The sequence below is a fragment of the Streptosporangium sp. NPDC087985 genome, from assembly GCF_044741965.1.
Taxonomy (GTDB): Bacteria; Actinomycetota; Actinomycetes; order Streptosporangiales; family Streptosporangiaceae; genus Streptosporangium.
In genome coordinates this window covers 1-13,304 of record NZ_JBIUTQ010000033.1, presented here as the reverse complement: position 1 = coordinate 13,304, position 13,304 = coordinate 1, and the positions used below count along the sequence as shown (strand labels likewise).

General features: G+C 68.7%; 2 protein-coding genes. Both read left to right on the top strand.

Going from position 1 to position 13,304, the window contains the following annotated elements; translation table 11 throughout:
* Nucleotides 1-262 precede the first annotated feature (262 nt).
* A complete protein-coding gene (locus tag ACIN94_RS31540) occupies nucleotides 263-2,209 on the top strand; it encodes an AAA family ATPase (protein ID WP_400714234.1) in 1,947 nt (648 codons plus the stop codon).
* A 413-nt stretch (nucleotides 2,210-2,622) separates the two neighbouring features.
* A partial coding sequence (locus ACIN94_RS31535) for an amino acid adenylation domain-containing protein (protein ID WP_400714232.1) occupies nucleotides 2,623-13,304 on the top strand: 10,682 nt, incomplete at its 3' end.

Sequence of the window (13,304 nt, the reverse complement as noted above, 5' to 3'; positions counted from 1 at the left end):
GTGAGACACCTGGGGCGACGCAGTCGAATCAGATTTTTATTGACATCAGGGGAAAATCTAGACAAATTCGGTTGAAATGGCCAAACGTATTGGGTCAGGGCGCAGAAAAATGGGGTGGACGAAATAGTGGTTTCTGGGCATGGCGGGAATGACAGTAATGGTCGTCCGTAAACCTTCAGGGTCCGCCCTCCGCGGCTCTATCCGGGACCTGTGCCAGGCGAATAACAGAGGATTGGTTAAGGGTGCCGACCCAAGGGAGGACGTGCGCGAGGCTGTCGCCAGCCCTCAGGCGGGTGTGATGATCCGGCTTGCGGGGATGTTCTCGGTCGAACAGGATGACACGCAACTCGTAGGGCGGCTGATAAGCGGTAAAGCACGTACGTTGCTCGCGCTGCTCACCGTGGAACGCAGGCGGGTCGTACCGATCCACCGGGTCGAGGAAGTCCTCTGGGCAGGAAATCCGCCGAAGCAGCCGGCGAACAACATCGCGACCTTGGTGAGCAGGCTGCGCAGGATTCTCGGGCACCGCGCCATCACGGGCGGGCGCGATGGCTACCGGCTCGGTACGACGCCGGCGGTGAGAGTGGACGTCGACGAGGCGGCCGCGCTGATCGCTGAGGCCGAGGGGCGCCTGGCGGCGGATGAGCCGACCGTGGCCGGCGTCGCCGCGACCCGAGCACTCGTGCTTCTCAACAGCGGGTCGGTGCTCGAAGGAGAGCCCCGCGCCCACTGGGCGGAAGCCGCGTGGCGTGAGGTTTCCGACCAGGTTCGGCGCGCCCGCCATGTGGCGGCGGCGGCAGCCCTGCAGAGCGCCGAACCGGCGGTCGCCCGGCGGGTCGCCGAGGCGGCTGTGCTGGCCGACCGGTTCGACGAGGCGGCATACCGCCTGCTCATGAGGGCGCACACCGCCGCCGGCGAGCCGGCCAGGGCGTTGCTGCTGTACGAACGGCTGCGTGATGCTCTCGTGAACGAACTGGGCACGGACCCCGCGCCCGAAACACGCGCCTTGCACCTGGCGATTCTGCGCGAGCGCGTGCCGAAATCCACGTCGGACCCGAATACCCTCCGCGCGCCCGTACCAGCAAGCCGGTCGATGCTGGTCGGCCGCGACGCCGAGATGGCGCACGTCGCCCGTGCCTGGTCGGCCGCGACGGCGGGGCAGCCTGCCGTACTCGTGGTGGCCGGGGAGTCGGGTATCGGTAAGTCCCGGCTTGCCGCCGAGGCGGCGCGGCATGTCATGTCGACCGGAGGCACCGTCCTCCAGGCGGCGTGTTACGAGGCGGAGCGCTCATTGTTCCTGCAACCTTTCGTGGACGCGCTGACGCCGCACGTCACCCGGCTTGCTCCGCCCGTCCTGCGGGAGATAGCCGGGGAACAGGCCTCTGTGCTCGCCACGTTGGTGCCGAATGTGGCGCGGGTGCTGGGATCGTCACCGGACGAGCGTTACCCGGCGGAGTTCGGGCGGAGCCGCGTCTACCAGGCCGTGACCGCCTTCCTCCGTGGCCTGGCGGCACAGACACCGGTCCTACTGGTGCTCGACGATCTGCACAACGCCGGAGAACCGGCGGTCGAACTCCTGCACTACCTGGCTCGCCGGGCCGCTCCCTCGAGGCTGCTGTGCATCGCGACCATCTGCACGGAGGTGAGCGAGGAGGTCTTTCAGTCGCTCGACGGCGTGGCGCAATGGCTCAGTCTGGGAGCACTGCCACCGGCTGCCGTGACCAAGCTGGCGGCCGCCACGGGGAAGGACGCGTCGGCCGCGGAGATCTTTCAGCGGACTCGCGGGCACACGTTGTCGGTCGTCGAGACCTTACGAGGTCAGGCCACCGACGATTCCGGCGTGCCGGAGTCGCTGCGGCTGGCGGTTCTCCGCAGGGTGCGGCGGGTGGGTGAACAGATCGAGAGACTGCTACGTGCCGCGGCGGTACTCGGCTCGACGTTCGATCCGCTGGTGCTCGCCGCGCTGGTCGATCTCACCCCGAACGAGGTCGCGTACCACTGCGAGCAGGCGCTCACCGCTCGCCTGCTCGTGGTGTCCGGCCGACGGTACGCCTTCGCCAACGAGCTCATACGGCAGGCACTGCATGTGACGACCCCGGAACCGACGCGGCGAATTCACCAGCGGCGCGCATCGGAACTGCTCCACGGCCAGGACGAGTCATTGTCAGCCTTTACACCGTTCTTCGGATTCGATCTGAAGGGCACATGACAGCGCTCGCGTGAGGAAGGCACAGAGGAGGCGAGCGCGGAGGAAGTCTGCCAAGAGGCGTTGCGCGAGCGTTGCAGTGTGACCGCCTATCGCTCGCCAACCGCCACTTTTTACCGATAAGCCCCGTGATCAGGCTGACCTCGTCCTTTACCCGTTAAACAACCGGTTGTCTGCTCGGTGACGCCGAGACCACCGCGCTCCGCCAGGCGGTGCAACGCCGGTGCAATCGCCTTTGTCATAGTTCTGTTCCGATCTTGTGAGTGAGGGAGCGCATCCATGCACGCAGGTCGCGGCGTCACGGATGCACTACCGCGCATCGGCAGCAGGCGCGGCGAGGCCGGTGGCGAGCCACGGCTCTCGACGAGTGAGAGGGCGTGATCGTGGACACGGTCCATACATCTGACGACCACTCCGTGAGAGAACATTCCGTGCGGCGGGACGTCGCCGCGACGGAACCGTGTGCGCGGCCGGAAGACCGCGGACCGCTCTCCTACGGCCAGCAACGGCTGTGGTTCCTGGATCGTTGGCTTGGGGACAGCCCTGCCTACAACGTGCCGGTAACCCTGCGCTTCTCGGGTCCGCTACTCCCCGACCGGCTCATCGCCGCCATGGCGTCCGTCGCCGCTCGTCACGATGTCGTGTTCACGGTATTCGACGACGAGGGAGGGGAACCCAGGCAGCGACTGCTCGGCGATCGCGAACTGGCCTGCCCGTTCGTCGACCTCGCCGCTGGAGACGTCACCGAGCGTCGAGCCCGTGCCGAGGAACTGATCCGTGCGGACGCCCAGCGGCCCTTCGACCTTTCCGCCGGGCCGATGCTGCGGGCGGCCCTCTACCGTCTGGCCGAGGACGAGCACTGGCTGCACCTGACGTGGCATCACATCGCATGCGACGGATGGTCGCTGAACGTCTTCCAGCGCCAGCTCCTGGAGGCGTACCGGCACGGCGCGCAGGAGACCGACCCGCCGCTCATACAGTACGCCGACTACGCGCTGTGGCAGCGCGAAAGGCTGACCGAGCCCTGGGCGGAGAAGGGGCTCGCGGCCTGGCGGGAAACGCTGCGTTCGGCCCCCGCGTTGCTGGACCTCGGTGCCGACCATCCGCGTCCGGCTGAGCTGAGTTATCGCGGCCGAACCGTCGAGTTCGCGCTGCCGGACGTGCCGGCGCACGAGTTGAAGGAGTTCGCCGCACATTCGGGCGCAAGTCTTTACATGGTGTTGCTCGCCGCTTTCCAGGCCCTCGCGGCCAGGCATTCGGGCAGCGACGACATCGTGCTGGGCTCACCGGTGGCCGGACGTGACCGGGCCGCGCTCGACGAAATGGTCGGCATGTTCGTCGACCTCCTGGTCCTGCGATCCGACCTTGAGGACGACCCGAGCTTTCGCGAACTCGTTTCCCGCGCGCGTGCCTCCGTCCTGAACGCCCTCTCCCGCAGCAAGGTGCCGTTCGACCTCGCGGTGAACCAGCTGCATCCTGACCGCTCTCTCGCCCACAACCCCATCGTCCAGGTGGTCTTCGCCTTTCACGAGGAAGAGCCGTCGCTGCCCCTGGGCGACGGCCTGACGGTGGAACGGTTCATGATGCCCACCGACACCGCGAAATTCGACATCACGTGGTCGGTCTACCACCGCCCCGACGGCCTGCGCCTGGAGGTCGAGTACGCCACCGATCTGTACGAGTTCTCCACGATCCGCGTCCTGGTCGACCACTGGCAGACGCTGTTGCGCCAGGCCATCGCCACGCCGGACGTCCCGGTGAGCCGCCTGGAGTTGATGCCGCCGACCGAGCGCGCGCTGGTCGCTTCCCGGGCCGGTGAGGATGCCGAGTTCCCGGCCGGAACGGTTCACGGATTGGTCACCGAACAGGCGGAACTGGCGCCGGATGCGGTGGCGGTGGTGTACGGCCAGGAGCGGCTGTCGTACGGCGCGCTGAATGCGCGGGCGAATGCGCTGGCCCATTACCTACGCGACTTGGGGGTGGGCCCCGAAGTGCCCGTGGCGGTGTGCGTCGAACGGTCGAAGGAGACCGTCGTCGCCACTCTCGGGGTCATGAAAGCCGGCGGCGTCTACGTCCCGCTGGACATCGACTTCCCCGCCGAGCGCATGGAGTTCATGCTCCGAGACCTCGGCGCCCGCCTCGTCCTGGTCTCCGGAGACGCCGGTGGCCGGGTTCCCGATGGGCCCTGGCAGAAGCTCGATCTGGACGACCTGCCGCAGGACAGCCGCCACGACAGCCCGGCAGATCTGGTGGGCCCGGACAACGGCTGTTATGTGATCTTCACGTCGGGCTCGACGGGCCGCCCCAAGGGAACTCTGGTCACGCATGGGAACGTGACCCGGCTGTTCGAGGCGACCGGTGCCGCCGGCCTGACCGTGGACCGTGACGATGTGTGGACGCTGTTCCACAGCTTCGCCTTCGACTTCTCGGTGTGGGAGATGTGGGGCGCGCTGAGCACCGGCGGCCGGCTGGTCGTGGTCCCGCACGCGGTGAGCCGGGACGCCGAGGCGTTCTACGGACTGGTACACCGCGAGCGGGTGACGGTACTGAGCCAGACCCCCTCGGCATTCCGGCAGTTCGAGACCGTCGACGGACAGGCGGCGGCACACCTCGACCTCCGCGCAGTGATCTTCGGCGGTGAGGCGCTGCACCAGCCGTCGGTGCGCCGCTGGGCCGGCCGGCACGGCTACCGGACCCCGCTGCTGGTGAACATGTACGGAATCACCGAAACGACCGTACACGTCACCTACCTGGAACTGGCCGAGCACCACCTCAACGGCGCGACGAGCCGTATCGGCCGCCCGCTGCCGGACCTGCGGGTCCACGTGCTGGACAAGCATGGCCGGCCGTGCCCGATCGGAGTGACCGGCGAGGTGTACGTCGCCGGCGCGGGGGTTACCCGGGGATACGTCGGACGGGCCCAGCTGACCGCGGAACGGTTCGTGCCCGACCACCTGGACGGCCGGCCGGGCGGCCGGCTGTATCGCACCGGTGACGTGGCACGCTGGACCGCCGCGGGCGACCTGGAATACCTCGGCCGCACCGACACCCAGGTCAAGATCCGCGGCCACCGCATCGAGATCGGGGAAATCGAAGCCACCTTCCAAACACACCCGTCAGTCCTTGAAGCCGTGGTCAATCCGCACCGTGGCGCCGACGAACAGACCGATCTCGCCGCCTACCTCGTGTCCGACGGTGATGACGTTCCGGCCGGCGAGCTGCGGGCCTGGCTGTCGGCGCGGCTGCCCGACTACATGGTGCCGCGGTGGTTCGTGTTCCTGGATGTGCTGCCGCTGACGACGCAGGGAAAGGTGGACCGGCGCGCGCTGCCGGAACCCTCGAGTGAGCGGCCAGAACTCATACAGCAGTACGTTGCCCCGTTACCCGGAGACGAGGCGTCGCTGGCCGGCATCTGGTCCCGGGTCCTGGGGGTGGACCGGGTCGGCCGCCACGACAACTTCTTCGACCTGGGCGGCGACTCCATCCGCAGCATCCAGATCCTCGGCCAGGCCCGTGAGGCCGGGTTCGCGTTCACCCTTCAGGACCTGTTTCGGCATCCTGTTCTGGCGGAATTGGCCGGTGTCACCGGGGACGGCGCGGATGAGGCGGCCGAACGGGACGCCGACCGGGACAGGGCCCCGTTCTCTCTGGTGTCGCCCCGAGATCGAAAGCGGTTGCCCGAGGGCCTGGTGGACGCCTACCCGATGGCCGAGCTCCAGATCGGCATGGTCTACGAGATGGAGCTGGACCCGGACCGGCGGCCTTACCACAACGTGGACAGCCTGCGGATCGCCGGGCCCTTCGACGAGGCGATGTTCCGGGACGCGGTGGCCCGGGTGGTGGAGTGGCACCCGATCCTGCGTACCTCGTTCGACCTGAGCGGCTACAGCGAGCCGATGCAGCTCGTACACGCCACCGCCGAGATGCCCTTCACCATCGCGGACCTGCGCGGTATCGATCGGGACACGCAGGAATCCGTCATCGCCGCGTACATCGACGCGGAGCGTGGCCATCGCTTCGACCATTCGCGCCCCCTCCTACTCCGTTTCGGCATCCACCGGCTCGCTGACGACGCCTTCCAGTGGACGGTGACCGAGCACCACGCGATCTTCGACGGCTGGAGCCTGCATTCCACGCTCTCTGAGATCTCCGCGACCTATCAGCGGCTGCTCGCGGGAGAGAACCCGGTCCTGGAGCCGTTGCGGTCCTCCTACCGGGATTTCATCGCGGCCGAGCGTGCGGCGCTGTCGTCCGAGGACAGCGAGAACTTCTGGCTGGAGCGGCTGTCCGACCGGCCTGACTGCCGACTGCCGCGTTGGCCCGCGGATCGTCCGGCGCTGCTCGCCGGCCGGACGATGGAGGACGAGTGGCGCGAGCACAACGAGGCAGAGGGATACGGCTCGATCGAGACGCTGCTGCCCGCCGATGTCTGCGCGGGGATCCCGCAGCTGGCCAGGCGCTGGGGGGTGCCGTTCAAGGCGGTGGTGCTGGCGGTGCACCTGCGGGTGATCAGCCTGGTCACCGGTAGTTCCGACGTGCTGGTCGGGCTGACCGCCAACGGCCGTCTGGAAGAGGCCGACAGTGCGGACGTCCGTGGTCTGTTCCTGAATACGGTGCCGTTCCGGATCCGGCTGCCCGAGGGCACCTGGCAGGATCTGGTACGGGCGGTCTTCGAGACCGAGCGTGAACTGCTGCCGCATCGCCGCTACCCGCTGTCGGCGCTGCAACGCAAACTCGGCGGCGCGCTGTTCGAAGTCAACTTCGTCTACAACCACTTCCACGTGCTGGGGAAGGCCTTCGGCGCGGACCGCATGCGGATAGTCGACAACAAGATCGACAGCTTCAGCACCGCGCGCGTCGAGCCCACCAACTTTCCCCTCAACGTCGGCGTGATCCGCAACCCCTACTCATCACGCCTCCTGCTGGCCCTCGACTACCACACCGACGTCCTCGCCCAGGACCAGGTCGCGGTGTTGCGGGATTACTACCTGCGCGTCTTCGAGGCGATGGTCGCCGACCCGGAGGCGTCGTATCGGGATGTGTCTCTGCTGGGTGAGGTCGAGCGGGGGTTGCTGGAGTCGTGGAACGACACGCCGGCGGACGTGCCGGCGGTCCTGCCGCATCAGCTGATGGAGGCACGGGCGGCGGCGTGCCCGGATGCCGTGGCGGTGGTGGACGGCCGTCAGCGTCTGACCTATCGGGAGCTGAACGCCCGGGCCAATGGTCTGGCTCGTTTTCTGCGTGACGCGGGGGTGGGCCCGGATGTGTGCGTGGGTCTGTGCGTGCGTCGTTCGGTGGAGATGGTCGTCGCGCTGCTGGCCATCGCCAAGGCCGGCGGGGTGTACGTGCCGCTGGATGCCGACTTCCCGGCCGAGCGTCTGCATCTGATGCTGAGCGAGGTCGGCGCCTCCCTGGTGCTGACGTCGGGCGCCACCACCGACCGTGTCCCCGCCGGCCCGTGGCAGAGCATCGATCTCGACACCGTCCAGCCACCGCCGGACGAGGAGAATCCGCCGGTTTGGGCGCGGCCCGACAACGGCTGTTATGTGATCTTCACCTCGGGTTCGACCGGCCGCCCCAAGGGGGTGGTCACCTTGCACCGCAACGTCACCGAACTGCTGCACGGCGGCGAGTTTCTGCACCTGGCCGAGACCGACACCCTGCTGCAACTGGCTCCGCTGCCGTTCGACAACTCCACCTTCGAGGTGTGGGCGCCTCTGGCTGCGGGTGCCCGGCTGGTGCTGGCGCCCGCGGTGGACTACACCCCGGCCGATATCGCCACCTGGGTGCAAGAGCACCAGGTCACCGTGTTACATGCGACCGCGTCGTTGTTCGCGCTGCTGGTGGATCACGAGCCGCAGCTGTTCGACCGCCTGCGGCGCTTCCTGACCGGTAGCGAGACGGTCTCTCCCCGGCATGCGGCCCGTGTGCTGGAGCGCTGCCCGCAGCTGGAGCTGGTCAACTGCTGGGGACCGACCGAGACGACCACCTTCTCCGTCTGTGGCCCCTACACCCGCGACACGCTGCCCACGGGGCCGCTGCCGTTGGGCAACCCGTTGGTCAACACCCAGGTATGGGTGCTGGACGACACCGGCCGTCCGGTCCCGATCGGCACACCCGGGGAACTGTATGTGGCCGGTCCCTGCCTGGCCCGGGGGTATCTGAACAACCCGGCCATGACCGCCGAGCGGTTCCTGCCCCATCCCACCCAGCCGGGTGTGCGCCTGTACCGGACCGGCGACCGCGGCATGTGGTCGGCAGACGGCCGGGTGGAGTTCCTCGGCCGCGTCGACCACATGGTCAAGGTCCGCGGCTACCGCGTCGAACTCGGCGAGGTCGAAACCGCACTACGCGCCCACCCGCTGATACGGGAATGCGTCGTGATCGCCCGCGCGGGGGAATCCTCGCACGCCGATCTGGCCGCCTACGCGGTGCCCGACGGCGAGGGTGTCTCGCCCGGGGTGCTGCGGGCGTGGCTGGCCGAGCGGCTGCCGCACTACATGGTGCCGCGGTGGTTCGTCCTGCTGGACGCGCTGCCGCTGACCCCGCGCGCCAAGGTCGACCGCGCCGCGCTCCCCGCCCCGCAGTTGCAACGCCCCTCGCTTGCGGACTTCGTCCCGCCGCTGCCAGGTGTGGAGGAACAGCTGGCTCATATCTGGCGCCACGTGCTCGACGTAGATCAGGTCGGTCGCCACGACAACTTCTTTGACCTGGGCGGCGACTCCATCCGCAGCATCCAGGTACTCGGTCAGGCCCGCGACGCCGGGCTGACCTTCACCCTTCAGGATCAGCACCGCCACCCCACCCTGGCCGAGCTGGCCGGCGTGGTACGGCACACCGCCGATGAGGATCGGCAACCGGCCCGCGAGCCGTTCTCGCTGCTGTCGGCCGAGGACCGGGAGCGGCTGCCCGAGGGCCTGGCGGACGCCTACCCGATGGCCGAGCTCCAGGTCGGCATGGTCTACGAGATGGAGCTCGACCCGGACCGGCGGCCGTACCACAACGTGCACAGCCTCCGCATCGCCGGGTCCTTCGACGAGGAGCGGTTCCGGGAGGCGGTGGCCCGGGTGGTGGAGCGGCACCCCATCCTGCGGACCTCGTTCGACCTGAGCGGCTACAGCGAGCCCATGCAGCTGGTCCACCCCACCGTCGAAGTGCCGTTCACGGCCGTGGACCTGCGCGGCGCCGACGCCCGGGAGCAGCAGGCGGCGCTGACGGAGTACGTACGGCGTGCGCACCGGAACACGTTCGACCTGGCGACCGCGCCGCTGTGCCGGATGGCGGTGCACGTCGTCGACGACGACGCCTTCCAGTGGACGGTGACCGAGCACCACGCGATCTTCGACGGCTGGAGCCTGGCCTCCACCTTGACGGAGATCAACGCCCTGTACCGCGCGTTGCTGACGGGCGAGGACCCGGCCGTGGAGCCGTTGCGATCCACGTACGGCGACTTCATCGCCGCCGAACGTCAGGCGCTCCGCTCCGAGGACAGCCGGGGATTCTGGCTGGAGCAGCTCGCTGACCGGCCCGACAGCAGGCTGCCACGTTGGCCCGCCCGGAAATCGCTCCCGCGGATCGGCGAACGCCTCGAAGGCGACCGGCATGAACACGACCAGGACACCGGGCACGGCGCCCTGAGGACCATGACTCCGCAGGACGTGTTGACGGGGTTGGAGGAACTCTCCCAGCGGTGGGGGGTGCCGTTCAAGGCGGTGGTGCTGGCGGCTCATCTGCGGGTGATGAGCATGGTCACCGGTAGTTCCGATGTGCTGGTCGGGCTCACCGCCAACGGCCGTCTGGAAGAGGCCGACGGTGCGGACGTCCGTGGTCTGTTCCTGAACTCGGTGCCGTTGCGGCTCCGGCTGCCCAAGGGCACCTGGCAGGATCTGGTGCGCGCGGTCTTCGAGGCTGAGCGTGAACTGCTGCCGCATCGGCGCTACCCGATGTCGGCGCTGCAACGCGAACTCGGCGGGCCGCTGTTCGAAGTCAACTTCGTCTACAACCACTTCCGTCAGCTCGGTGGGCCGGCCGAGGACGGAACATTGACCGTCACCGATCCCGGGGCCGACATGCCGGGCGTGGCGCGGACCCACTTCTCCCTGGTGGTGGCTGTCAGCCGTGAGCCAGGCGCCGATGGACTGCGCCTGGAATTGGAGTACAACGCCACGGAGCTGGCCGAGGACCAGGTCGCGGTGTTGCGGGATTACTACCTGCGCGTCTTCGAGGCGATGGTCGCCGACCCGGAGGCGTCGTATCGGGATGTGTCTCTGCTGGGTGAGGCCGAGCGGGGGTTGCTGGAGTCGTGGAACGACACGCCGGCGGACGTGCCGGCGGTCCTGCCGCATCAGCTGATGGAGGCGCGGGCCACGGCGTGCCCGGATGCCGTGGCGGTGGTGGACGGCCGTCAGCGTCTGACCTATCGGGAGCTGAACGCCCGGGCCAATGGTCTGGCTCGTTTTCTGCGTGACGCGGGGGTGGGCCCGGATGTGTGCGTGGGTCTGTGCGTGCGTCGTTCGGTGGAGATGGTCGTCGCGCTGCTGGCCATCGCCAAGGCCGGCGGGGTGTACGTGCCGCTGGATGCCGACTTCCCGGCCGAGCGTCTGCATCTGATGCTGAGCGAGGTCGGCGCCTCTCTGGTGCTGACGTCGGGCGCCACCACCGACCGTGTCCCCGCCGGCCCGTGGCAGAGCATCGATCTCGACACCGTTCAGCCACCGCCGGACGAGGAGGATCCGCCGGTTTGGGCGCGGCCCGACAACGGCTGTTATGTGATCTTCACCTCGGGTTCGACCGGCCGCCCCAAGGGGGTGGTCACCTTGCACCGCAACGTCACCGAACTGCTGCACGGCGGCGAAAGCATGTCACTCCGCAGTGACGACAGGTTGTTGCAGATCGCGACGACATCGTTTGATGTGGCCACGTACGAGGTATGGGCGCCTCTGGCTGCCGGTGCCCGGCTGGTGCTGGCGCCCGCGGTGGACTACACCCCGGCCGATATCGCCACCTGGGTGCAAGAGCACCAGGTCACCGTGCTGCATGCGACCGCGTCGTTGTTCGCGCTGCTGGTGGATCACGAGCCGCAGCTGTTCGACCGCCTGCGGCGCTTCCTGACCGGTAGCGAGACGGTCTCTCCCCGGCACGCGGCCCGTGTGCTGGAGCGCTGCCCGCAGCTGGAACTGGTCAACTGCTGGGGACCCACCGAGACGACCACCTTCTCCGTCTGCGGCCCCTACACCCGCGACACGCTACCCACGGGGCCGCTGCCGTTGGGCAACCCGCTGGTCAACACCCAGGTATGGGTACTGGACGACACCGGCCGCCCGGTCCCGATCGGCACACCCGGGGAACTGTATGTGGCCGGTCCCTGCCTGGCCCGGGGGTATCTGAACAACCCGGCCATGACCGCCGAACGGTTCCTGCCCCACCCCACCCAGCCGGGCATGCGCCTGTACCGGACCGGCGACCGCGGCATGTGGTCGGCAGACGGCCGGGTGGAGTTCCTCGGCCGCGTCGACCACATGGTCAAGGTCCGCGGCTACCGCGTCGAACTCGGCGAGGTCGAAACCGCACTACGCGCCCACCCGCTGATACGGGAATGCACCGTCGTGGCCTGTGACGACGGGTTCGGGCACACCGACCTCGTGGCCTACGTGGTGCCCGACGGCGAGGGTGTGCCGGCCGATGATTTGCGCCGGTGGCTGTTGGAGCGGCTGCCGACGTTCATGGCGCCGCGGTGGTTCGTCTTCCTGGCCGCGCTGCCCCTGACGTCACGGGGAAAGGTGGATCGGCGGGCCCTGCCGGCGCCGTCGACCGAGCGCCCCGAACTCGTGCAGGAGTTCGTCGCCCCCATGGCCGGACTGGAGGAGTCCCTGGCCGGCATCTGGTCTCGGGTCCTGGGAGTGGACCGGGTCGGCCGCCACGACAACTTCTTCGACCTGGGCGGCGACTCCATCCGCAGCGTCCAGGTCCTTGGCAAGGCACGGGAGACAGGACTCGGGTTCGCCCTGCAGGACCTGTTCCAGAATCCGACGCTTGCCGGACTGGCCAGAGCGGTACGGCCCGAGACCGACGCGGCCCGCGAGCCGGCCCGCGAGCCGTTCTCGCTGGTGCCGGCCGAGGACCGGGAGCGGCTGCCGGAGGGCCTGGCGGACGCCTACCCGATGGCCGAGCTCCAGGTCGGCATGGTCTACGAGATGGAGCTCGACCCCGACCGGCGGCCGTACCACAACGTGCACAGCCTCCGCATCGCCGGGTCCTTCGACGAGGAGCGGTTCCGGGAGGCGGTGGCCCGGGTGGTGGACCGGCATCCGATTCTGCGGACCTCGTTCGACCTGAGCGGCTACAGCGAGCCGATGCAGCTGGTCCACCCCACCGTCGAGGTGCCGTTCACGGCCGTGGACCTGCGCGGCGCCGACGTCCGGGAGCAGCAGGCGGCGCTGACGGAGTCCGTCCGCGGACAGCAGCGGGATGCCTTTGATGTTTCCGTCGCACCACTGTTCCGGATGGCGGTGCACATCGTCGACGACGACGCCTTCCAGTGGACGGTGACCGAGCACCACGCGATCTTCGACGGCTGGAGCCTGGCCTCCACCTTGACGGAGATCAACGCCCTGTACCGCGCGTTGCTGACGGGCGAGGACCCGGCCGTGGAGCCGTTGCGGTCCACGTACCGCGACTTCGTCGCCGCCGAGCGTGCGGCGCTCCGCTCCGAGGACAGCCGGGGATTCTGGCTGGAGCGGCTGGCCGACCGGCCCGACGGCCGGTTGCCGCGCTGGCCCGCCGGCCTCGCCGCACCGGGGATCGGTGAGGTCGTCGAGGGAGAACGGCACGAGCGTGACGAGAGCCAGGGGCATGGTTCCCTGACCACGGTCCTGTCCGAGGATCTGCTGACCCGCCTGGAGGAGTTCGCCAGGCGTTGCGGGGTGCCGTTCAAGACGGTGGTGCTGGCGGCGCACCTGCGGGCGCTCGGGCTGGCCACCGGCAGCCCTGACGTGGTCACGGGACTGTCTTCGAACGGTCGCCTGGAAGAGGCCGACGCCGCCGAGGTGTGCGGCCTGTTCCTCAACACCGTGCCGTTGCGGCTCCGGCTGCCCGAGGG